The organism is Actinomycetospora sp. NBC_00405 (genome assembly GCF_036044095.1).
Classification (GTDB): Bacteria; Actinomycetota; Actinomycetes; order Mycobacteriales; family Pseudonocardiaceae; genus Actinomycetospora; species Actinomycetospora callitridis.
Genome location: NZ_CP107938.1, coordinates 5180509 through 5203235, shown reverse-complemented (window position 1 = coordinate 5203235; position 22727 = coordinate 5180509). Strand labels below are relative to the sequence as shown.

Below are 22727 nucleotides of genomic sequence, written 5' to 3'. Positions count from 1 at the left end.
CTGACCGGGTGAGCGTGCCGCGGCGTCTCGTCGTCTCCTGCGACGGCACCTGGAACAACGCCACCGACGACACCAACGTCGCGCGCCTCCACGCACGGCTCGCGACCACCGACGACCAGCTGCCGCGCTACTTCCCGGGCGTCGGCACCGACGGCGGGCCGGTCCGCCGGGTGCTCGACGGGGCGCTCGGGACGGACCTCGGCGAGCACGTCCGCGAGGTCTACCGCTGGCTGGCCGAGACGTTCCGGCCCGGCGACGAGCTCGTGCTCCTCGGCTTCAGCCGCGGGGCGTTCACCGTGCGCAGCACCGTGGGGATGCTCGCGCAGTGCGGGCTGGTGGCCTTCACCCCCGACCAGGACGACGCGGCGCGCACCGCGATCGTCGCGCGCGTCTTCACCGAGGGTTACCGGGACAAGGGCGACCTGTCCGGCGCCGGGCTCGCCTTCCACCCCGGGTTCGGCCCCGGCGACCCGGCCCCCGTCGCGTTCCTCGGCGTGTGGGACACGGTCGGCGCGCTGGGGATCCCGCGGACGTTCGGGCTGCTCTCGGGCCTGACCGGTCGGGCCGGCGTCGCCTTCCACGACCTCGAGCTGGCCCCGGACGTCCGGCACGCCCGCCAGGGGCTGGCCGCCGACGAGCGGCGCGGGCCGTACGTGCCCTCGGTGTGGCCGACGCCGCCGGCCGGGCGGCACGCGTCCTTCGCCCAGGTCTGGTTCCCCGGCGGGCACGGCGACGTCGGCGGCGGCAAGCCCGAGACCGGGCTGTCCGACGGCGCGCTGCGCTGGATGGTCGAGGAGCTCGACGCCACGGTCGCCCTGCGCTGGCGCGAGGACGTGCCACCGCTGCCCCCGGGCCGGCCGTGCGCGGACCTCGACGACGGCGTCGACGGCGTGTGGCACGTGCTGAGCCCCCGCCCGCGCGCCGTCCCGCGGATCGTCGAGGGCGCGCCGGACGTCCACGCCTCGGCGGTCGCGCGCCGGTCCTGCGATCTCGTCCCGCCGTACCGCCCGGGGCGCGTGCTCGAGCCCGGCGAGACGGCCGAGGTCACGGTGGAGGCGGCCGAGCCGTGGGTGGAGACCGGGCTCTACGTGGTGCCGGGGCGCTACGTGCTCGCGGTCTCCGGTCGCTGGCGCGATCACCTGGTCGCCTCTCCGGGCACCGGGGCGTCCCCGTGGCCGGTCACGTCGTGGCCCGCCTACGCGGTGGGGACCGCGCTCGACGGGGTGCGCCGGCTCATCGAGCGCGTCACGGGGAACCCGCGCAGTGACGTCGTCGGCAGCCGGCGGGTCCCCGAGGCGCGGTGGCTCGAGCTCGTCGTCACCGTGGCCGACGACGTCGTCGACGTCGACGGCACGGTGCGCGAGGGCACGACCCTGCCGATCGGGCCCACCGGGGGGCGCGAGCTCCTCGTGGGGCGCGGCGGCTACCTCTACGCCTTCGCCAACGACGCGTGGACGGGTTACCTCTCCAACGCCGGCGCGGTGACCCTGTGGGTGACCCGGCTCCCCTGACGAGGGTCTCCACCGGCCGTGGAGACATGTCGCGCTGCGGTCGTCCCTCGTCCGAGTGAGCCCGTGACACGACCGTTATCGAGTCGTGATCTCACTCGTTGTCCGGCTCAGGGAACGCAGCGTCACGTTCCCCGAGGCACGCGGGGGGCTCGTCCTCGTGTGCCGCCAACCGCTTCCCACCTGACGCGAGGGGTTCTTCCGTATGGGCATGCACTCTGCTCGCCGCACCGGCTCGATGACGACGGTCGCCGGTCGCGGGCTGTTCACCGCCACCGCCGCCTTCGCCCTGATCGGCGGCGGCACCGGGATGGCGTTCGCCGGCGAGGCGCCCTCGTCCCACGGCCACGAGAGCTCGCACGGCGAGAATGCCGAGCACGGTGGCGAGCATCAGGACGACTGCGAGATCCCGATCGTCGACCCGGCGAACGAGCAGCTCGACGCCACCGTCAACAGCGCCACGGGCAACGCCACCGCCCAGGCCCTCGAGGCCGGCAACGAGGCCATCGCCCCGGTGCACGACGCGGTCTGCCCGCCGGCCAGCGAGATCCTCGACCCGCTCAGCGGCCAGCTCCCGTCCGCCGGTGAGGAGGTGGAGGACGAGGAGGCCACCGAGCAGGCGACCTCCGAGGAGTCCGAGGCCACCTCCGAGGAGTCCCAGGAGTCCGAGCAGTCCGAGCCGTCCGAGCCGTCCGAGGACACCGCGTCCTCGGCCACCCCGGCGCCGACGGTCACCGACATCCCGGCCATGGTGCCCGCCGCGTCCTGATCCGGGACGCCGCACAGCCCGCGGCCCCGGTGACGTCCCCGAAACGTCACCGGGGCCGCTTGCTGTCCGCCTCCGACCGGCGTCGGGTCAGCCCGCCGGCAGGAGCGCTCCGATGTCGGTGACCTGGTCGGCGGGCGGCGGCGCCACCGTCACCGGCAGGCCGTGCTCGGTGAGGTCCACGGTGACCGCGGTCGAGGTCGCGGGACGGCCCGGGCGCTCGGGGGCCGTGGTGGTCTGGGCGATGCGACGCAGGAGTCCCTGCTCGTCGACCCAGCAGTCGGTCGGCAGGCGGTTCGTGCCGATCTGCGCGACGAGGCGGTCGATCGCCGGCCGCTGCGCCGGGTCCGCCGCCGCGGGAGTGGCGAGCAGGTCCACCGTCGCGGCGTAGTGCGTCGTGGGCGTCCCGTCCACCGGCTCCGGCCCCACGAGGCGGGCCTCGGTGACGCCCTGCAGAGCGGCGACCTGCTGCAACGGGTCGGTCGGCGTCCCCGCGAGCTGCGGCAGCGGGCCGCCGAGCGTCGCGGCCGCCAGCCGGTCGAGCGCGATCGACGCCCACGGCCGCCCGCCGGGCACCAGGAGCGCGACCGTCGGCGGCACCTGGGCATAGAGCTGCCCACCGACCAGCAGCACGCGCGTCCCGCCGCCGAGCAGCGGCACCGTGACGGTCGTGTCGGCGCTGCGCGCGACGAGGTCCGCGACGCCGCTGCCCGTCACCTCGGTGCCGGGCGTGCCCGGCGGGCCGGTGCGGGACGTGAACGCCACCCGCGCGGTGCGCTCCTCGTAGGTGCGACCGACCGCGTCGCGGACCTCGGTGAGCGGATCCTCGCTGCCGCAGCCCGCGACCAGCGCGAGCAGGAGCGCGAGGACGGCCAGGACCCCGGAGCGTCTCGCCATCCGATCAGTATCGCTGTCCTTGCACCGTCTCCGACCGGTGCACCGCGACGGCCCCGACCCGCGAGGAGCGGGCCGGGGCCGGGGCGGCGCTGGGGAGCGAGGCCAGAGGGGATGTGACAGAGGGGATGTGACAGCGGGGACGTGACAGCGGGGTGTGACGAGGTCAGTGCAGACTGCGGGTGCGCCGCGCGCGGGAGTTCTCCTCGAGGCGCTGGCGCCAGAGCTCCCAGGTGTCGGGGTCGATCGCCTGCCCGGCCGGCGGCGTGTGCGGCGTCCGCGGCGAGGGCAGGAGGGCCGGCCGGGCCGCCCGGACGCTGCCGACCGGGAGGGCGGGCATGCTGCCGGTGAGCGGCTCCCAGGGCCAGGATTCGCGCACCGCCCGGGAGCGGTGGAAGCCGAGGCCCATGATCCAGCCGAAGATCAGGTGGCCGACGAGCGAGAGCGTCAGCGTCGTCGCCGTGACCGGGAACATCATGGTCTGGCCCTGCGGCGCGATCCAGACGGTGGCGATCAGGCCGGCCCACACGGGGAACACCGAGAACGCCACGGCGGCCAGGACGGCCACCCGGCGCGAGCACTTCTGCAGCCCCATCGCCGAGGCGATCGCGAAGAACGTGATGCCGATGCCGCCGCCGTCGCCGATGTAGCGCCAGAGGTAGCCGACGACGGCGCCGGAGGTCATGTCGTCCGGGTCGCCGGTGATCCACGTGCCCATCACCGGGATGAAGTCGGCCCACCAGCCGAAGACGTGGACGGTCGTGAGACGGAAGCCGTCGTAGATCGCGCAGCCGACGACGCCCCAGAGCATGCCGTCGGCGACGACGCGGTCGCCCCGGTGCGGCGCGAGCACGGTGAGGGCGACGATCGCGGCGGCCAGGGGGATGACGAGGATCGGGGCGGAGTCCTGCATCCTGATGACGCCGAACACGTGGGCGGAGATCGCCAGCAGCGGCAGGGCCGCCAGCATCAGGTGGAGCCCGATCCGCAGCAGGCCGGCACCGTCGCGGCCGCGGGGACCTGTCGTGGTGCCCGGACCCGACCCCGTGGCGGGGCGCTCCGGTGTGGTCGTCGTGTTCATCGCCGGGAACGCTAGGGAATCGGCCGGGCACACACCGCGAACCTGAGAGAGCCTGAGGAGAGCGCCGCCCACGCGCCGTCGGCGCGCGACGACCGGCCGAGGTGCTCACCCGTTCGGAGCACGGCGAGCGGTGGCCCCGACCGCGATCTCCTCATCTCCGGCAGAACGGGCGCATCCCCGGCGACGACCCGCCCGGGACGCGCGCCGAACGGGCTGTCGGCCCGGGTCCGTGTGAGGCCGCCGCGAGGCCGACGCCGTCCGTCGGACCGGTCGTCGACGCCGGGCCGACACCACCCCGTGACCGGACCGAGATCTGCGCGGGCCAGAGCCCGGGGGTCGACCGACCGAGTGTGGTGGAGGTGTGCAGGCAGGATGGAGCAGCCATCCGCCGCGAGGGGCACGCCGTTCGGCCCAAGGACACGCGCGGAAGCACCTTGAGGCCTCGGTCGGGTGACAATCTGTTCGCACATGAGCACGATCCGCACGGCCGCGGGGTGGGCGCGAGACGCCCGCCCGGACCGACCCGGGAGACGCCCTCGATGACCGACGTGGTGACCCACGCCGACCCCTCGTCCGGCGACGGCCGACGCGGATCACGCAACCGCCGCGCCCACCGCGGCCTCCGCGTCCCCGGGAGTGTGCCCGGCGGCAGCACCGACCGCACCGAGGACGACGGCCGCCCGCGTCACCGGCGCGCCCCCGGCACTGCGCCGTTCGTGGCGCCGACGACCGGCGGCACCCGTCACCGCGCGGCGCACCGTGACGTCGCCGACTCTCCCGGCCCGGCCGGCGACGACCCCACGACCCCGATCGCGCTCCCCCCGACCGCCCACGCCCCCACGGCACAGGTCGACCCCGCCGAGGCCGCGACCACCCACGTCGCCGCGACCGCGGCCCCCGCGGCGACCTCGGTGACCGCGCTGACCTCGCCCACGTCGACCGGCCGGCACGCCGCGGTCGACGCCACGAACCACGCCCCGGCCGCGCCCGACACCGTCACCGTGCTCGGGCCGCCCAGCGGGCGTCACGCCGCCCCGACCTCCCGGGTCGCCACCGCCGCGCCCACCACGACGGCGTCGCCGACCACGGCCCCCGGGACCGCGGCGGGCGGGACCGCCGAGCCGTCCGCGCGCCGCCGCGGCCTCCCCCTGCGCGCCACGATCGGCCTGATCGGCGGCGGCGGGGTGGCCGCGCTCTTCGCGCTGACCACGCCCGGCTCGCCGGTGTCGACGTCCGCCCCGCTCGAGGCGGCCCCGTCGTCGGCGGCGCCCGCGGGCCTGTTCTCCCCGGTCGTGCCGAGCAGCCCGGACGCCTCGTCGTCGTCGGCCCTGCCCGTCGTGCCGGTGACACCGCCCGCGGTGTCGACCACCCCGACCAGCGAGGGGCCGCAGCCCGTGATCGGCGCCCTGTTCGACGCCGCGTCCGGGGCGTTCTCCGACCTGTTCGACAACAGCGCCAACGACGGGCTGGTCGAGGACGGACCCCGCCCGCGGATCGTCGCGAACCCGGACGACCCGGACCGTCAGGCCTGGCAGTTCTCCCTCGGTCCCGGCGGCAAGCGCAGCGAGGTGCTGCCGCAGGGCCCGGGCACCGAGCCGGTCGACGGCGACCAGCAGTTCGTCCGCTACACCGCGCAGCTCTCCGACGACTTCCCCACGGACACGGGCAACTGGCAGGTCATCCTGCAGTGGCACCACACGTCGCCCAACGGGTCGCCGCCGCTCGCGCTCCAGGTCACCCGCGGCCAGCTCTACATGGTCAGCGAGGGCGACGACATGCAGGCGATCGGTCCGGTGTCGCCGGGCCAGCGGATCGACCTCGCGATGAAGATCACGTTCGCGCAGGACCCGAGCGAGGGCTCGGTGACGGTGTGGCGGGACGGTCGTCCCACCGGCGTCACGAACTGGAGCCCCCGCGACGGGACGATGAGCACGCGCGCGGCCTACCTGAAGATGGGGATGTACCGCGCGCAGGCCATCCGCGAGGGCGGCTCGATCATCGTCACCGACCTCAAGATCGGCCGGGACGCCGCGGGGATCGGCGGCACCGGGCCGCGGGCGAGGGACTAGCTCGGGGCCTGGCCTCACGCGCGACCGGCACCCCGGGCCCCTAACCTGGCTCGATGCCCAGCCGCGTCCCCGACCTGGTGCGGGGACGCCCCGAGCCGGCGCCCGGCGCGCCGCGGCGCGGGTGGCGCCGGGCGGTGGCGACGGCGGGTCTCGCGGTCGTCCCCGTGGTGCTCGCCGCCCTGGTGCTCCTGCCCGACCTGGTCGGTCTGGACCACCACCTGCCGTTCGCCGTGTTCGCGGCCCTGCGGCCCCTGCTCACGGTGCTCGTGGCGGCGGGCGTGGTGCTCGCGCTGGTGGTGCGCCTCCACAGGCCCCGACGGCGGCGCGCGGGCGCCGTCGGACTCGCCGGCGTGGCGGTGGTCGTCGCGCTCGCCGCGGCGCTCGTCGTCCCCCGCGCGATCGCCGAGGAGCCGCCCCCGCCCGGCGGCACCCCGCTGACCGTGCTGTCGTTCAACGCCTTCGAGGGCCACGCCGACGTCGACGCCCTCGCCGAGGTGATCCGCCGCGAGCGTCCCGACCTCGTCGTGCTGCCCGAGGCCGGCGACCGCTTCCGCGCACGGATCGCGGCCCTGGTGCCCGGCTACCGGTCGTGGACCAACGTGCCGGCGCGTGCCGCCGACGTCCGGGGCATCGTCGTCCTCGCGTCACCGCGCGCCGGCGACGTCACCGCCCGGACGATCTCCGACGCCCCCGGCACCCCGACGGACACCCGCTACCCGTGGGCCGAGGTCACCGGCGGGATCCTCGGCCCGGTGCACCTCGGCGCGGTGCACGTCGTCTCGATCGTGCCGGGGTGGATCGGCTACTGGCCCGGTGAGCTCGAGCTGCTGCAGCGGTGGTGCTCCCGGCCGGGTGGCGGGTCGCTCGTCGTCGGCGACGTCAACGCCACACCGGACCACTCGGCGTTCCGCTCCGGCACCCGGGGGTGCGCCGACGCCGCCACCGAGCGCGGCGAGAGCCTGACCGCGACCTGGAACGCGGGATGGCCCCGGGCCGTCGGCGCGCAGATCGACCACGTGCTCACCAGCGGCGGCCCGCGGGCCCGCGAGGTGACGGTGCTCGACGTGCCGGGCTCCGACCACCGCGCCCTGCTCGTGCACCTCCGGCTCTAGGAGGCCCGGCTCCAGGAGACCCGGCTCCAGGAGGCCCGGCTGTAGCAGGCCTCGACTCAGGACGCGTGCCGCGCCGGCGCCGGCATCGCGTGGGCGTGCCGGGGGCGCACGGGCTCGCCGCGCAGGTCGCGGTGGCCGCCGACGAGCCCGCACCAGGAGCAGTCGGGCATCGGCACGACCACGCGGTGGGGACCGGTGACGGGGCCGGGGTCGGGCTCGACGACCGCGAGCGCGGCGGGCGCGCGACGGCCGCGCACCGAGCGGACCACCCGGAGCAGCGCGAAGCGCAGGATCACCACGAGCAGGAGCGCGGCGAGGGCGAACACCGCGAGCCACTTGGCGAGGAGCAGGGCGCAGAACGCGATGAGCAGGCCGACGATCGCCGTCGTCACCCTCGCGTCGTCGTCCACGCGGACGAGGGTACGTCCACCGAGCGATCGTCCGGTGTCACATCGTCCCCGCGTGTCCCTGCGTGATCATGAGTCACACGGGAGGGAGGGGCGTCGCGCACGGACCGGTGAGGGGCCGGGAGACGGCCGCGGAGACGACCCGGACACGACCCGGCACGATGAAGCCCCGTGGGCCACCGGGTCGGGGGTCCGGTGGCCGCACGGGGCACTCGGGATGTCGTGTCGGGTCCGCGGGTCGTTACACCGTCTCCGGAGAAATCTGGGGGGAAGAAATCTCGTCGGGCCAGGCGACGGTGCGGGTCCGCACCGTCACACCGCCCGGGGTGCGCCCACCGGCCAGGGCGACGGCGCGCGCGCAGAACTCGACCCACAGCAGGTACTGGATCTGCTTGGCCAGCCCGAGGCGGCTGTAGAGCACGTCGGCGACCGGGTCGCCCGCGCGGGCCCAGGTGGTGATGGCGAACTCGAGGTCGCCGTCGACGAGGTCGCGGGCCGCGAACTCGATCTGGCCGGCCTCGAGGTGCCCGACCAGCGTCCCCAGCAGGAACGACGTCGGATCGCGGTGCAGCACCTTGACCGGCCCGTCCCAGGGCCCGGGCATGCGCACGACGAGCTCCTCGCCGACCGCCATCGCCCCGCTCGCCGCGACGTAGTCGAAGCGGGCGACGCCGGGCACGACCGCGCGGTTCATGTTCCGGGCGAGGGCGTCGACGAGCTCGACCGCGCCCCGCTGCGCGCCGACGACGCGCACCCGGAACTCGCGGTGCAGCGCCGGCCCGTACCCCGCCTCGAGGGGCTGGTCGCGGTCGGTGGCGTCGGTCATGCGCGGCGGCAGGTCCCGGTGGTCGCCGATCTCCTCGACGACGTGCACCGCGACGTCCGGGCGCACGCAGCGCCAGAGGACGCCCGCGACGCCGCGCGGCAGGCGGGTCAGCATGAGGGCCTCGCGCAGCACCTGTCGCGGCCCGGGGATCCAGGTGGAGGTGCCGAGGGAGAGCTCACGGGCCGGCACAGGCGTCGTGGAGATGGCCGTCATGGGTCCTGCGTACCCCGCACGGGCGCCCTCCTCCCCCGACGCCGCCGACGTCACGTCGACCGGGGTCGGACGAGGTCGGGGCGTCAGGACACCGTGCTGGCGACGCGCGCCGCGTCGCCGGCGCGGCGACGGGTCTCGCAGTGCTTCTTGAGGTCCCCGGCGAGGGTCTGCAGATGCGCCTCGATCGTGCGCGCGGTGATCCACGCGACCGTGCCGCCGACCCAGCCGGCGCGCTGGTGGACCACGGTGACGCGCGTGCGGGCGCCGTCGCCGTCGGGGGCGGCGAGGGCGAAGCGCACGCTCGCCCGCGCGCCGAGACCCTCGTCGCTCAGCGTGATGCGGCGGCGGCGGGGATGGAACTCGGACACGCGCCAGACGCGCTCGGGCAGGCGCGGGGCGCGCAGGCGGACCACGCCGTGGAGCGCGAGGGCGCCGCCGCCGACGAGCCTCGCGTCACGGACCGCGGAGGTCCACCGCGGCCAGCGCGTCACGTCGGTGAGCACGGCCCAGACGTGGTCGGGGCACGTGTCGATGTCGACCGCGATCTCGCAGCGCATGGCTCGCCTCTCCGATGAGACTCGGCACGCGGCCCGCGGCCGCCCCCTACGTCCACCCACGGTAGGCGGGGGTCGGTGCCCGGGCCACCCCCGACCCCCGGGCGTCCGGGTCAGGCGTCCGGGTCAGGCGTCCCGGCGGCCGATCCCGATGCCGGTCAGGCCGGCGCGACGCAGGGTGGCTGGGTCGACGAGGTTGCGGGTGTCGATGACCACCGGCTGCTTCATCACCCCGGCCATCGCGGTCCAGTCCAGCGTCCGGAACACCGGCCACTCGGTGAGCACCACCACCGCCTCGGCGCCCTGCGCGGCCTCGAGCGGGTCCGCCACCAGCGGCACGCCCTCGACCTCGTCGCGCACCACCTTGTCCGGGTTCCCCGGGTCGGCCACCAGCGCCGGGTCGTAGCCCACCAGGTCCGCCCCGGCCTGGCGCAGCAGCGCCGCGATCGCCAGCGCCGGCGAGTCCCGCAGGTCGTCGGTGCCCGCCTTGAACGTCAGCCCCAGCAGGCCCAGCCGCACCCGCGTCAGCGAGCCCGTGCGCTTCCCGGTCACCGCCGCGCGCACCTTGTCCACCACCCGCTGCCGCTGCCGGGTGTTCGTGTCGATCGTCGCGCGCAGCAGCCGGAACTCGAAGTCCGCCGCGTCCGCGACCTGCAGCAACGCGTGCGTGTCCTTCGGCAGGCACGACCCGCCCCACCCCGGGCCCGGCGACAGGAACGCCTGCCCGATCCGGCGGTCGTAGCCGATGCCCTCGGTGACGTCGCCGATGTCGGCCCCGACCCGCTCGCACAGCTCGGCCATCGCGTTGACGTAGGACAGCTTCATCGCCAGGAAGCAGTTCGCCGCGTACTTCATCAGCTCCGCCGACGCCGCGTCCGTGAGCACCGTCGGCGCCCCCAGCCGCGCGTACAGCGCCGCCACCCGCTCCGCGGCCTCCGCCGCGTCGCACCCGACCACGATCCGGTCCGGGTTCAGGAAGTCGTGCACCGCCGAGCCCTCACGCAGGAACTCCGGGTTCGACACCACCGACACGTCCGGGCGATCGAGCAGCTCCGCGGTCCGCGCCGCCGTCCCCACCGGCACCGTCGACTTGTTCACCACCACCGTGCCCGGCGCCAGCAGCTCGCGGGTCTCCTCGACCACCGCCTCCACCGCACGCAGGTCCGCGACCCCGCCCACACCCATCGGCGTCGGCAGGCACAGGAACACCACCTCGGCGTCCAGCCCATCGGTGTGCTCGGCGACCGCCGACGATGCCCCCACCACGAACGACAGACGGCCCGCCGACACCTGCTCGGTCACCAGCTCCGACAGGCCCGGCTCCACGATGTCCACCACACCACGGCGCAGCCGCTCCACCTTCGCCGTGTCGATGTCCGCGCACACCACCTGGTGCCCCAGCGACGCCAGACACGCCCCCGTCGTCAGACCGACATAGCCCGTCCCCACCACGGCCACCCGACGCGTGAACACGGCTTCCCCCTAGGTCTCCGCCGACGAATCCGCACCACACGCTGCCAGATCACGCTCCGGGCACGCGGTCGTGGTCCCCCGCCGGGCATTCCGGGTGCCAAGGTGACGGCATGTCGCCGGAGTCGGTCGACCTCCGCGGGTCGGAGACGACCATGCTGATCACGCTCTACCTGCGCGAGCGGGACGCCCGCTCGGCCCGCCCGGTGCTGGGCGACCGGTTCGCCGGCGAGGTCCTGGCCCGGGTGCAGCACGACCCCGGTGCCCTGCGCTGGTTCAGCTCGGACACCGCGACGATCTGCTCCCGCGCGCGGCGCCTCGACGAGTGGACGGTCGCGTTCCTCGGCGAGCACCCGGACGGCCAGGTGCTGCACCCCGGGTGCGGGTTGGACAGCCGCCCGCTGCGCATCGCGCGCCCGCCCGGATCGCGCTGGATCGACGTCGACTTGCCCCGCGTCGCCGACCTGCGCCGCCGGGTCTACGACCTGCCCGACGACCTCGAGACGGTGAGCGCGTCGGTGACCGACCCGGGCTGGTGGGAGCGGCTGGACGCCGACCGCCCGACGCTCGCGCTGGCCGAGGGCCTGTTCATGTACCTCGCCCCGGCGGACGTGCACGCCGTGCTCGACCGGCTGCTCACCCGCTGTGCGACCGGGGAGGTCGCGTTTGACGCCGTCGCCGGCTGGACGCTGCCCGTCTCGAACGCCGCGTTCCGGCTGCTGGGCGTCGACACCCGCTTCGCCTGGGGCTTCGACGGCGCCGAGCTGACCGCCCGCCACCCGCGGCTGCGCGAGCGCGACGACGTCACCGTCTCCGAGCTCGCGTCCGCGGACACCGTCGGCCCGCGGCACTGGCTCTACCGCGGGTTCGACGCCGTCCCGGTCCTGCGCGAGGCGATGCGGCTGCACCGCTACACGTTCTGAGGCTCGCCCGTCCGACGCCGGTCCAGGAGTGTCTCCAGCAGGAGGAACACCAGCAGGCTCGCGCCGAGCAGCGGGACGGCGACGCCGACCGCGACCGTCACGACGACCACCCCGACGAGCAGGCCCCGCGGCAGCGACCGCAGGACGCCGTCGGCGGGCACGTGACCGGGCCGTCGGCCGGGCCCGCGGCGCCACCACAGGACGTAGCCCCAAACGATCATGCAGGCGAGGCCGGTGGCGAGGGCCGCGAGGACGACCTGGTTCGCGACCCCGAACAGCAGGCCCATGTGCGCGTCGATGCCCCAGCGCGCGAGCTTCGCGGCGAGCGGCCAGTCGTCGCCGCGCACGACGTCGGTGACCTGCCCGGTGTCGGGGTCGACGGCGATCGCGTCGAGGCGCTGGGGCCAGGTGCGGTCGATCTGGCTGACGGTCGTGGCCGCGCCCTCGCCGCCCGGGGTGATGTCGAGCGGCCCGTCGAGCCCGGCGTCCGCGGCGGCGCGGGCGGCGACGTCGAACGACGCGGGCGTCGCCGCGGTGGGCTGCTGGGGCATGGTCGTGCCGCCGTGGCCCGCGTGCTCGCCCGCCTCCGGCGCCACGGCGACGGTGCCGGGCAGCGCGGTCTCGGGCTCCGGGGTCTCCCACGAGAGCTGGGCGCGCAGCGTGCTGATGTTCTCGCCGGCGTAGGTCGACCACGTCAGCCCGGTGGCGGACAGGAACAGCAGCCCGGCCGCCGCCCACAGCCCGACGGCGGCGTGCCACGAGAGCAGCCGGGCGCGACGGCCGCCCGTGGTGCGGGGCACGAGCAGCGCGCTCGCGCGCTCCTTGCGCCGGCGCCGGACCAGCCCGATCCACAGCGTCAGCCCGGCCAGCACGAGCACCCACAGCCAGGAGGCCGCGAGCTCGGTGTAGAGCCGGCCGGCGTCGCCGAGGTGCAGGTTGCGGTGCAGCTGATCGGCCCAGGCGCGCAGCGGCATCGCCTGCCCGGAGCCGTAGGTCTCGAGCACGCCGCGCAGGTCGCCGGTGTGCGGGTCGACGAACGCGGTGCGGTAGAAGGACTCGGGGAGGCTCGGATCTCCTCCGATCACCTGGGTGGTGTCGGTGGGGGTCGCCCCGGGGCGCACGGCACGCAGCTCGGTTCCCGGCAGGGCGTCCATGCCGACGCGGACCTGGTCGGCGAGCGGGACCTGCGCGTCCGAGGGCGGGACGGTCAGCTCGTCGCGGTAGACGACGGGCTCGAGGGCGGGCATCAGCGTGTACACCAGCCCCGTCAGGGCGGCGACCAGCAGGAACGGCCCCACGAGCACGCCCGCCCAGAAGTGGATGCGCAGCACCAGGGGCCGCAGCAGCGACCAGGTGCCCGCAGCGGGCGGGGCGGCGGCCGGGGGCGCCGGCTGCTCGTCGACGGTCACGGGGGGAGCCTCTCGGGGTGTCGGCGGGGAGCTAGTGCACGAGGAGCATCAGGGCCATCGCGGCCCCGCTGACGGCCTGGCAGCCGAGCTGGACGGCGGGGGCGTCGACGGCACGGCCGAGCGCACTGCCGACGCCGGCACCGCCACCGGCGAACGTCCCGCCACCTGGCCCGCTCCCTGTCCCACCGCCGCCGACCGTCACGGCGGCCGGGGCGCGCAGGCGCACCAGCACGGCGACCGTGGCGACGGTGTGGACGACCAGGTAGAGCGCGAGCGCGGTCGCGACGGCGCTGAGCGCGAGCGGCATCGAGCCCGCCGACGCGCCGTGCCCGGCGTGGCCGGCGCCGTGGGCGGTGCCGGCCATCCCGCCGGTCGGCACCATGATCACGTACATCACGGCCATCGCCGCGTTGCTCAGCAGCAGGTGGGTCGGGTGCGCGCCGCACCGGTCGCCGCCGACCGGCGAGCCCAGCGGACGACCCCGGTGGCGCAGCGCCAGCAGGCGGACCGCCCACACGACGCCGAGCGCGCCGAAGGCGATCGCCCCGGCCGCCGGGGGCACGAGATCGGCGGTCGCGGGCAGCACCATGGCCGCCATCCCGAGGCCCATCACCACGTGGTTGGCCTCGGCGGCCGCCGCCGCGCGCTCGTGACGGGCGCGGCGCCGCCACAAGCTCACCGCGCAGAGGGCCGCGGCGGCCAGCAGGAGGGTGGCGAGGAACCCCGCGAGGGGTGCGGGGAGGCTCACGTGGCGTCGGCGAGGAGGCCGTCGAGGACCCCGTTGCGGGCGTCGTCGACGATCACGGCGAGCTGCGCGAGGCTCATCTGGATGCGCTGGCCGAAGTCGTCGGTGATCACCACGCGGCGCTCGTCGTCGGCGTCGGGGTCGACGTAGAGCTCGGGGCACCCGCAGGAGCACTGCCCGCAGAACGTGGCGACGTGCTGCAGGCCCCCGGTGAGACCGACAGCCGGCGGGTCGTGGTCCGTCATGGCGTCCTCCAGGGCGTGGGCTGTCCGTGACCAGCGGCGACGGTACGGCGATGCGGTCCGGTGGCATACCGCTCGCCCCACCGCACCGACCCGGTGTGCCCGGACGGCCGAGCGTTCTCAGGGGATCACCCGTTCCTTCTCAGGTGACCGCCGCGCAGGGCTCCGCGAGCACGATCCGGTGGAGCGCCTACCGTCAGCGGCAGCACGGTAGGCACCGTCGGCGTGACGCCGAGCCCCGTTTGTCGGGACGGTCACGCCCGGGAACTTCGGGACGCCCCGCGACGACGCGGACGGCGGGTGGCCCGACGGTGGCACACGACGAGGAGCTCCGGTGGACGACGCGAGGATCACCGCGCTGGCGCTGCGCGCCCGGGACGGCGATCGCGGCGCCGCCGGGGAGTTCGTCGCGGCCACGCAGCACCAGGTGTGGCGTCTGCTCGTGCACCTCGCCGACCCGTCGGTCGCCGAGGAGCTGACCCAGGAGACCTACGAGCGGGCCCTGGGCTCGCTGCGCCGGTACCGGGGCGACGCCCCCGCCCGCAGCTGGCTGCTCTCGGTCGCGCGCCGCGTCGCCGCCGACCACCTGCGCCGCCGCTCCCGCCGTCCGGTGAGCCCGGCGCCCCTGTCCGAGGACGACCGCCCGGTGGGGCGTGCCCCGCGCGGCGACCTCGCGGAGTCGGTCGCGGTGCGCCACGCCGTCGACGCGCTCGACCCCGACCGTCGCGAGGCGTTCGTGCTCACCCAGGTGATCGGGCTGTCGTACGAGGAGGCCGCCGAGGTGTGCCGGTGCCCGATCGGCACGATCCGGTCCCGCGTCGCGCGGGCCCGGGCCGACCTCGTCGACGCGCTCGCCGACCGTCCCGCCGAGCGGCCGCACCGCTCGGGGTGAGGGTCGCGGGGAACGCCGGGAACTCCGGCGCGGGTCGCGACGACCAGCACGCCATGGACTGCGACGGGTGCCGGGAGGCGATGTCGGCCGCCCTCGACGGCGAGGCCGACGCCGCCGAGCAGGCGCGGGTCGACGCGCACCTGGACGGGTGCGCCGCCTGCCGGTCCTGGCAGCGGGACGCCGCGCTCGTGACGCGGCACGCGCGCACGGCGGCGGTCGGGCCGGGGCCCGATCTGGTCGACCGCGTCGTCGGCGCCGCCCCCGCTGCGTCGGTGCGGTGGCGCGGGGTGTCGGCACGGGCCGGGCTCGCCGCCGTCGGGCTGGCGCAGGCGGTGCTCGGGCTCGTCTCGCTGCTCGGCGCCGCGACGCACACCCACGCGATGACCGATCCGTTCATGGTGCTCGGCGCCGGCATGGCGCACGCGACGCACGAGACGGCGGCGTGGAACCTCGCGCTCGGCGTCGCCTTCGTCATCGGCGCGCTGTTCACCCGGCACCTCGCGGGGCTGCTGCCGGTGCTGGGCGCCTTCATCGCGGTGCTCGCGGTGCTCAGCGGCCTCGACCTGGTCGCGGGACGCGTGGAGCCCGGCCGCGTGGTGTCGCACCTCGTGCTCGTCGCCGGGTTCCTGCTCGGGCTCGCGGTCGTCCGCTCCGGGCCGCGTCCCGGGACGGGCCCGAGCCCGGGGGCGCGGTGGTGGCGGCCCGGCGGCCGGGACGTGGTCCCCGACGACGGCCCCACCCGGCCGGCGCCGAGGCCCTGGGAGCGTGAGTCCGACGTCGCGTGATCCGGGCGCGCCTGAACGCGGCGTGCCTGGCGCCGGAGCGAGGGACGCCCCCGCCGCGTCCGGCGCGGCGAGGGGCGCCCTCGCTGCCGTCGCGGTGGGCGCGGTGGGCGCGGTGGGCGCGGTGGTCGCCGGGGTCGTCGCCGTGGCCCTCCTGCGGGGCGGCGCGCCGTACGCCGCGCTGGGCGTCACCGCCCCGCCGACCGTGGTGCAGGTGGCGACGCCGCTCGCCCGCCTCGTCGTGCTGCTGGCGGGCGGTGCCTGCCTGGGCGGCCTGCTCGGCGCCGTGATCGCGCGGCCGACCACGGGCGGCGGACGGGCGCTCGGCGCGCACGGCTACCGCGCGGTGCGCCGGGCCGGCGCCGCGGCCGGCGTCTGGGCGGCCGGTGCCCTGGCCGCGGCCGCGCTCACCGTGCTGGGCGGCACCGGCGGCGACGCCCGCGTGCTCGTCGCCCCGGACGCGTTCCTCGCCGCCGCCGGCGCGCTCGAGGAGCCCGCCGGCTTCCTCGTGGCCGCGGTCCTCGCGGCCGTCGTGTGGGCGCTGTGCCGGGTGACGCTGTCGTGGCGCACCGCGGTGGGCGCACTGCCGCTCGCCGCGCTCGCCGTCGTCGCCCCGGTGGTCACCGGGCAGGTCGCGAGCGCCGGCGCCGGGCACGACCTCGCCACCGACGCCGCCGCGCTCGCCGCCGTGGCGGGCGCGGTGTGGTTCGGCCTGCTCGCGCTCGAGATCCTTGCGCCCGGACCCGACCGGACGGCGGCCGCCCGCGCCCGTCCGGTCGTCTCGGTCGCCGCCGGCGTCGCCCTCGCCGGCACCGTCGTCGTCGAGGTGGTCCTCGTGCGCGGGGCCTGGCTCACCGGCGTGCACGGCCCGCTCGCGCTCGTCCTGCTGGTGCTGCTCGTGGTCGCCGTGGTGGCGCGGCGTCAGGCGCTCGTGCTCCTCACCGGCGCCGCCGGCGTCGCCGCCCTGCTCGCCGCCGAACCGGCCCCGGCCCTCGCGGCCCCGACGACCATCCAGGACACGCTGCTCGGCTACTCGCTCGACGCCCCCACCCTGCTCGGCCTGCTCGGGCCCGGGCGGCTGAACCTGCTGTGGGCGGTGGTGGCGCTCGTCCTCGCGGGGGCCTACCTCGCCGGTGTGTGGCGACTCCGTCGACGCGGCGACGCCTGGCCGCCCGGACGGACCGGCGCGTGGCTCGCCGGGTGCGCGCTCCTGCTGTGGGCGACGAGCTCGGGGCTCGGCTCCCACGCGATGGCGACGTTCAGCGCGCACATGGGCGTCCACATGCTGCTGTCGATGCTGGTCCCGGTCCTGCTGGTGCTCGGCGGACCGGTGACGCTCGCGCTGCGCGCCCTGCCCGCGACACCGGACGGTCCCCGGGCCTGGCTCCTGTCGCTGCTCGACGCCCCGCTCACGCGGGTGCTCACCCACCCGCTGGTGTCGCTCGCGCTGTTCGTCGGCTCGTTCTACGCGCTGTACTTCTCGCCGCTCTACGCGCTGGCGCTGCCCTACCACTGGGCGCACCAGCTGATGTTCACCCACTTCCTGCTCACCGGCGCGCTCTTCTTCTGGCCGATCATCGGCGTCGACCGCGCGCCCCGGCCGGTGCCACACCTCGGGCGGCTGGCGCTGCTGCTCGCGGCGATGCCGTTCCACGCGTTCTTCGGCGTCGCGCTGATGGGCGGCGGCACCGTGATCGGCGAGCAGTTCTTCCGCCAGCTCGCCCTGCCGTGGGTGCCGGACCTGCTGGCCGACCAGCACCTCGGCGGGGGCATCGCGTGGTCGTCGGGCGAGGTCCCGCTGCTCGTGGTGGTCATCGCGCTGCTCGTACAGTGGTCGCGCGCCGACCAGCGCGACGCGACCCGCCGCGACCGGCACGCCGACCGCGACGGCGACGCCGAGCTCGCGGCGTGGAACGCGATGCTCGCCGACCTCGCCCGCGGCCGCTGAGCGCCCGTCACGACCCGCCGGGAACCGACGGGCCCCGCGGCGCGACCGGCAGGGCGAGCGCCGGAAGGTCGGCGCCACAGACACGAGGAGGAACCCCCGGATGGCCACGCGCCCGAAGCGCCCCGCTCCGCCGAAGCGCACGACGTCCCGGACGCCGATGATCGTCGGGATCGTCGCCGTGGTGCTGGTCGCGGCCGTCGTCTTCGGGGGTGTGCTGTTCTCCGGCGGCGGCTCCTCGGACGCCTCGGGGCAGGCGATCCCGCTCACCCCGGTCGCGGCGTCCTACCCGACAACCGTCGAGGGTGGTGTCGTGACCGCCGGAGGCCCGGCGCCCCACACCATCGACCTCTACGAGGACGCCCTCTGCCCGGCCTGCCAGGCGTTCGAGCAGCGGGCGGGCGAGCCGATCACCCAGGCGATCGCGGCCGGTCGCGTGCAGGTCCGCTACCACCTCGTGAACCTGCTCGACCAGCGCTCGAACCCGCCCGGCTACTCCTCGGCGGGCGGCAACGCGATCATCTGCGCGGCCGAGAACGGCGCCTTCCCCGCCGTCCACGCGAGCCTCTACGCCGCCCAGCCGCCCGAGAACGGCCGCGGCTACGACACCGCCCAGCTCGTCGACCTCGGCCAGCGCGCCGGTGCCGGGCCCGGCTACGCCGAGTGCGTCACGAGCAACCGCCACGCCGGCGAGATCGCCCAGAACTTCGAGCAGGCGTCCAACGACCCCGCCCTCCAGCGCCAGGGCAGCTTCGGCACCCCGACCATCGTCGTCGACGGGAAGCTCCAGCAGCAGGGCTCGACCGAGCTCGACCAGGTGCTGGGCGGCTGACGGCGCTCTCCGACCCGGTGATCAGGGGCGCGTCATCCACGGAGTGGTCGCCCGCGGCGCGCACCAGGTGCCCCTGATCATCGCGACGCAGAGCGATCAGCGCAGGCGCAGGCTCGAGGAGACGACGAGCAGGGACGACAGCGCCATGGCCAGGCCGGCGAGCAGGGGGTTGAGCAGCCCGGCGACGGCCAGCGGGATCGCGGCGACGTTGTAGCCGAACGCCCAGGCGAGGTTCACGCGGATCGTGCGGTGGGTGGCGCGGGCGAGGGCGAGCGCCTCGGGGACGGCCGTGAGGTCGTCGCGCACGAGGATCACGTCGGCGGCCTCGAGCGCGACGTCGGTGCCCGTCCCGACGGCGAGGCCCAGGTCGGCGGCGGCGAGGGCCGGGCCGTCGTTGATCCCGTCGCCGACCATGGCCACGACCGCACCCGCCGCGCGGCGCTCCGCGAGGACGGCGAGCTTGCCCTCGGGCAGCACGCCGGCGACGACGTCGTCGATCCCCACGGCCGTGGCCGCCGTGCGGGCGGCGCGCTCGTGGTCGCCGGTGAGCAGCACCAGGTGCAGGCCGGCGGCACGCAGGGCCGTGACGGCCGGGGCCGCGCTGGCCTTCACGTCGTCGGCGAGCACGACCGCGCCCTGCACGACGCCGTCCCACCCGACCGCGACCACGGTGTGGCCCGCCTCCTCGGCGGCGTTCCAGTCGGCGCGCAGGCCCTCGGGCACCCCGGCGTCGAACAGGTCGGGGCGCCCCACGGTCACCTCCACGCCGTCCACGACCGCCCGCGCGCCGAGCCCGGGCAGGGCGACGAAGTCGACCGGTGCGGGCACGTCCTCTGGACAGTGCGCCATGACCGCCGTCGCGATCGCGTGCTCCGAGCCCCGCTCGACGGCCGCGGCGCGCGCCAGGACGATCTCGGGGCCCAGCACCGCCACCACCGTCATCCGCCCCGTCGTCAGCGTCCCGGTCTTGTCGAGCACCACGGTGTCGACGCGGCGGCTCGTCTCGAGCGCGTGGTGGCCCTTGAGGAAGATGCCGCGCCGGGCGCCGCGTCCCGAGGCCACGACCATGGCCATCGGCGTCGCCAGGCCCAGCGCGCACGGGCACGCGATCACGAGCACGGCGAGGGCGGGCGAGAACCAGTCCGCGCCGAGGAGCCACCACCCGAGCCCGGTCGCGAGGGACAGCACGACCACCGCCGGCACGAACCACGCCGAGATCCGGTCGACGAGGCGCTGCACGTCGGCCTTGTCGGCGCGGGCGTCCCGCACCAGGCGCACCATCCCGGCCAGCGCCGTCGCCTCGCCGACGGCGGTCGCCTCGACCACCAGCCGCCCGGACACCGCCACCGTGCCGCCGACCACGGGGTCGCCGGCCTCCGCCTCGGACGGCACCGGCTCCCCCGTGAGCATGCTGCGGTCCACCGCCGAGCGCCCGGACACCACCCGCCCGTCGGCCGCGACCTTCTCGCCGGGCCGCACCACGAACCGATCGCCCACGCGGAGCTCGCCCACCGGCACGCGACGCTCGTCGCCCTCGTCGTCGAGCACCGTGACGTCGCGCGCGGCGAGCCGGGCGAGCGCGGCCAGCGCGTCGCCGGAGGCGCGGCGGGCGCGGCGCTCGACGTAGCGCCCGGCAAGGACGAACGTCGTCACCCCGGCCGCGACCTCGAGGTAGACCGGGCCGGTGGGGTGCAGCAGCAGGTCCCAGGTGCTCGCGGCCGGCGCCGGTCCCGCGCCCCGCACGACGGCGACCAGCGACCACACGGTCGCCGCGACGATCCCGAGCGAGACCAACGTGTCCATCGACGTCGTGCCGTGGCGCAGCCCGGCCAGCGCGCGCCGGTGCAGCGGCCACGCCGACCAGACGACGACCGGCGCGGCCAGCGCCGCGAGCACCCACGGCCAGCCGGGGAAGCGCAGCGAGGGCACCGCCGCCATCGCCAGCGCCAGGTCGGCCACCGGGACGAAGAGCGCGGCGGCGACCACGAGGCGACGCCAGAGGTCCCGCAGCTCCGCGTCGTCGGACGGCCCGTCGCCCCCGTCGCCCGAGGACACGGAGGACGGCGGACGCGCCGGCCGCGCCGTGTAGCCGAGCTTCCCGACGGTCTCGACGACCGTGGCCGTCGTGACGTCCGGCGACGCGAGCACGACCCGCGCGCCCTCGCCGGCGTAGTCGACGCTGGCCTCGACGCCGTCGAGGCGGTTGAGCCTGCGCTCGATCCGGGCCGCGCAGGCCGCGCACGACATGCCGCCGATCTCGAGGTCGACGACGGCGGACGCGGCGGACGGTGCCGTCACAGCCCCACCAGTCCCGCCGCCCACGCGGGGAACGTCGCGACGATCGCGACGACGATCACGAGGTACCAGGCGGCGAGCCCCCAGCCGTGCCCGCGCAGCGACGCCGGCGCACCGCCGAGCCGGCCCGCGCGCAGGTTCTCGACCGTGACGGACCAGAACATCGCGATGACCGCGACCCACGCGACCATGCACCACGGGCACAGCGCACCGATCACCACGAGGCTCTGGACGATCAGCCAGTGCACGAACAGCATCCCGGCGGTCGTGCCCGCCTGCAGGCCCCACCAGGCCCAGCGCGGCAGCGCGGTCCCGCCGAGCACGAGGGCGCCCAGGGCCGCGGCGACGGGGAACGTCGCCAGCCCGATCACGGGGTTCGGGAAGCCGAGCACCGACGCCTGCGCCGTCCGCATGATCGTGCCGCAGGACAGCACCGGGTCGATGCTGCACGACGGGACGAACGTGGGGTCGGCGAGCAGCGCGAGCTTGTCGAGCAGGAGCAGCAGCGACACGACGGCGCCGACCAGGCCGCCGACGAGCAGCACACCACCTGCCGCGCGGGAGGTGGTGGCCGGCTCGACCGCCGCCCGGATGTCGGAGACGTCCACCCCCTGATGGTGCGCCCTGACGACGGGGAGGACATCGGTGGGTGGGGACGGGATCGTGGCCATCGTCCTACCGGTCGTCGAAGGACCCCCGCGAGTTCCCGGATGCTGCGCACGTGAGCGATATGGGTCGCCGGGACGGCCCATATCGCTCACGTGCCGAAGGCATCGGCCGGCGCGGAGCACCGGTCGCGCGCGGGGGCGCCGTGGGCGGCCGCCTAGACTCGACGGACGCAACCGGTGCAACCCCGGGCCGACGCAGGAGGAACCCGCCAGGTGGAACGGCAGCCCCGGACGAGCTCCCGATGACCAGGCCCGCAGGGCCGGACGGACCGTCCCCCTCCGCGACGGGCTCGCCGCTGCCCCGCTACGGCTGGTTCGCCCGGGGCCGCGACTGGTGGCAGGCACGCGCCGACGCCCGCGCCGGGCTGCCGAGCCTCGAGCCGGGCCGCCCGGTCGGGACGCCGGCGCTCGAGGAGTTCCACCAGATGTTCCTGGCCCGGGTCCACCGCGAGCGGCTGCGCGTCGACCTCGAGGTGTCGCCGATGCACCAGACCCGCGCGACCCTCGCGGCGCGCCTCCCGGAGACCGAGGAGGCGCTGGCCCGGGCCCGGGCGCGCCTCGACGCGTTGCCGGTGCTCCTCGACACCGACCAGCTCGCCGTCCGCCGCGGCGGCGAGGGCGAGACCGCCGACGACGTCGTCGCCGCCCGCCGCGCCCGCGAGCACGAGGCGACCCGCCGGCCCCTCGTCGACGAGGGCGCGCGACTGCACTCCCAGCTGACGCAGATGCGCGTGGAGTTCGCGCGGCTGGGCAGCTCCATCCGCGCGTGCGAGCTCGTCGGCGCCACCCGCGTCCGCCGGCTGCACGCTCAGGTCATGCGGCGGGTCAGCGCCTACGAGCGCCACCTCGTGCGCCGGCACCCGGCCGGCGACCGCATCGGCCCCGCGCTGGCCGCCCAGCACCCCGTCGTCCCCGGGTGGGTCGTCGCCGCCGAGACCGCCGACCCGGGTGCCGCGGGTGCCGGGGACACGGGTCCCGTCCCGGCGTCGTCACCGCACGGCGCGACCCCGCCGTGGGGCACCGCCACCGCACCCGCCGCCCGCCGTGCCCCCGAGACCGCCACCGGGTCCGGCGCCCCGACCCACCAGGAGTAG

At 76.3% G+C, this 22727-nt stretch carries 21 protein-coding genes; 10 read left to right on the top strand and 11 right to left on the bottom strand.

Annotation, left to right across the window (positions count from 1 at the left end):
* Nucleotides 1-8: 8 nt before the first annotated feature.
* The gene (locus OG774_RS25670) at nucleotides 9-1511 is read left to right on the top strand and encodes a DUF2235 domain-containing protein (protein WP_328305156.1); all 1503 of its coding nucleotides are present in this window, start codon (nucleotides 9-11) and stop codon (nucleotides 1509-1511) included.
* A 208-nt stretch (nucleotides 1512-1719) separates the two neighbouring features.
* Nucleotides 1720-2277: a hypothetical protein gene (locus tag OG774_RS25665; RefSeq protein WP_328305155.1), complete on the top strand. Its 558-nt coding sequence runs from the start codon at nucleotides 1720-1722 to the stop codon at nucleotides 2275-2277.
* Between the two features lie 87 nt (nucleotides 2278-2364).
* Here the strand turns inward: OG774_RS25665 and OG774_RS25660 are convergent, their stop codons facing one another.
* Entirely contained in the window at nucleotides 2365-3171 is an 807-nt protein-coding gene (locus tag OG774_RS25660; RefSeq protein WP_328305154.1) for a hypothetical protein, read from the bottom strand.
* Nucleotides 3172-3334: 163 nt separating this feature from the next.
* The gene (locus OG774_RS25655; protein WP_328305153.1) at nucleotides 3335-4249 is read right to left on the bottom strand and encodes a hypothetical protein; all 915 of its coding nucleotides are present in this window, start codon (nucleotides 4247-4249) and stop codon (nucleotides 3335-3337) included.
* A 539-nt stretch (nucleotides 4250-4788) separates the two neighbouring features.
* On the opposite strand from OG774_RS25655, the gene OG774_RS25650 reads away from it, so the two are divergent.
* Together OG774_RS25650 and OG774_RS25645 are read left to right on the top strand one after the other, a co-directional pair.
* Nucleotides 4789-6318 (top strand): heparin lyase I family protein, encoded by a 1530-nt coding sequence (locus tag OG774_RS25650; RefSeq protein WP_328305152.1) that lies wholly within the window; start codon nucleotides 4789-4791, stop codon nucleotides 6316-6318.
* 53 nt (nucleotides 6319-6371) lie between these two features.
* Nucleotides 6372-7430 carry an endonuclease/exonuclease/phosphatase family protein gene (locus tag OG774_RS25645; protein ID WP_328305151.1) on the top strand — a complete coding sequence of 353 codons (1059 nt, stop codon included), beginning with the start codon at nucleotides 6372-6374 and terminating at the stop codon, nucleotides 7428-7430.
* 56 nt (nucleotides 7431-7486) lie between these two features.
* Here the strand turns inward: OG774_RS25645 and OG774_RS25640 are convergent, their stop codons facing one another.
* The 4 genes from OG774_RS25640 to OG774_RS25625 form a co-directional block, all read right to left on the bottom strand.
* Entirely contained in the window at nucleotides 7487-7840 is a 354-nt protein-coding gene (locus OG774_RS25640; RefSeq protein ID WP_328305150.1) for a hypothetical protein, read from the bottom strand.
* Nucleotides 7841-8078: 238 nt separating this feature from the next.
* Nucleotides 8079-8876, bottom strand: coding sequence for a DUF1990 family protein (locus tag OG774_RS25635; RefSeq protein ID WP_328305149.1), 798 nt, complete (start codon nucleotides 8874-8876; stop codon nucleotides 8079-8081).
* Nucleotides 8877-8959: 83 nt separating this feature from the next.
* Entirely contained in the window at nucleotides 8960-9433 is a 474-nt protein-coding gene (locus tag OG774_RS25630; protein WP_328305148.1) for an SRPBCC family protein, read from the bottom strand.
* 123 nt (nucleotides 9434-9556) lie between these two features.
* The gene (locus OG774_RS25625; protein ID WP_328305147.1) at nucleotides 9557-10903 is read right to left on the bottom strand and encodes a UDP-glucose dehydrogenase family protein; all 1347 of its coding nucleotides are present in this window, start codon (nucleotides 10901-10903) and stop codon (nucleotides 9557-9559) included.
* 110 nt (nucleotides 10904-11013) lie between these two features.
* Here OG774_RS25625 and OG774_RS25620 point away from each other — a divergent pair, with 110 nt between their 5' ends.
* Nucleotides 11014-11823: a class I SAM-dependent methyltransferase gene (locus OG774_RS25620; RefSeq protein WP_328305146.1), complete on the top strand. Its 810-nt coding sequence runs from the start codon at nucleotides 11014-11016 to the stop codon at nucleotides 11821-11823.
* Here the strand turns inward: OG774_RS25620 and OG774_RS25615 are convergent.
* From OG774_RS25615 to OG774_RS25605, 3 genes are read right to left on the bottom strand one after another with little or no spacing between them, the layout of a single operon-like run.
* Complete coding sequence (locus tag OG774_RS25615; RefSeq protein ID WP_328305145.1) at nucleotides 11811-13232, bottom strand: PepSY-associated TM helix domain-containing protein; 1422 nt, start codon at nucleotides 13230-13232, stop codon at nucleotides 11811-11813. The genes OG774_RS25620 and OG774_RS25615 overlap by 13 nt on opposite strands.
* Before the next feature lie 31 nt (nucleotides 13233-13263).
* Complete coding sequence (locus OG774_RS25610) at nucleotides 13264-13980, bottom strand: DUF5134 domain-containing protein (RefSeq protein WP_328305144.1); 717 nt, start codon at nucleotides 13978-13980, stop codon at nucleotides 13264-13266.
* Nucleotides 13977-14222: a hypothetical protein gene (locus OG774_RS25605; protein ID WP_328305143.1), complete on the bottom strand. Its 246-nt coding sequence runs from the start codon at nucleotides 14220-14222 to the stop codon at nucleotides 13977-13979. Before OG774_RS25605 ends, OG774_RS25610 begins: the two co-directional genes overlap by 4 nt.
* Nucleotides 14223-14553: 331 nt before the next feature.
* Here OG774_RS25605 and OG774_RS25600 point away from each other — a divergent pair, with 331 nt between their 5' ends.
* From OG774_RS25600 to OG774_RS25585, 4 genes are all read left to right on the top strand, one after another.
* Nucleotides 14554-15111, top strand: a complete 558-nt coding sequence (locus OG774_RS25600) for a sigma-70 family RNA polymerase sigma factor (RefSeq protein WP_328305142.1) — start codon at nucleotides 14554-14556, stop codon at nucleotides 15109-15111.
* A complete protein-coding gene (locus tag OG774_RS25595) occupies nucleotides 15108-15896 on the top strand; it encodes a zf-HC2 domain-containing protein (RefSeq protein WP_328305141.1) in 789 nt (262 codons plus the stop codon). Before OG774_RS25600 ends, OG774_RS25595 begins: the two co-directional genes overlap by 4 nt.
* A 103-nt stretch (nucleotides 15897-15999) precedes the next feature.
* Nucleotides 16000-17841 (top strand): cytochrome c oxidase assembly protein, encoded by a 1842-nt coding sequence (locus OG774_RS25590; RefSeq protein ID WP_328305140.1) that lies wholly within the window; start codon nucleotides 16000-16002, stop codon nucleotides 17839-17841.
* Between the two features lie 100 nt (nucleotides 17842-17941).
* The gene (locus OG774_RS25585; protein WP_328305139.1) at nucleotides 17942-18670 is read left to right on the top strand and encodes a DsbA family protein; all 729 of its coding nucleotides are present in this window, start codon (nucleotides 17942-17944) and stop codon (nucleotides 18668-18670) included.
* A gap of 96 nt (nucleotides 18671-18766) precedes the next feature.
* On the opposite strand, the gene OG774_RS25580 is transcribed toward OG774_RS25585, so the two are convergent.
* Both OG774_RS25580 and OG774_RS25575 read right to left on the bottom strand, forming a co-directional pair.
* Complete coding sequence (locus tag OG774_RS25580) at nucleotides 18767-20968, bottom strand: heavy metal translocating P-type ATPase (protein ID WP_328305138.1); 2202 nt, start codon at nucleotides 20966-20968, stop codon at nucleotides 18767-18769.
* Nucleotides 20965-21573 carry a vitamin K epoxide reductase family protein gene (locus OG774_RS25575; protein WP_328305137.1) on the bottom strand — a complete coding sequence of 203 codons (609 nt, stop codon included), beginning with the start codon at nucleotides 21571-21573 and terminating at the stop codon, nucleotides 20965-20967. The genes OG774_RS25580 and OG774_RS25575 overlap by 4 nt, the downstream gene beginning before the upstream one ends.
* Nucleotides 21574-21875: 302 nt before the next feature.
* Between OG774_RS25575 and OG774_RS25570 the strand changes: the two genes are divergently transcribed.
* Entirely contained in the window at nucleotides 21876-22727 is an 852-nt protein-coding gene (locus tag OG774_RS25570) for a hypothetical protein (protein WP_328305136.1), read from the top strand.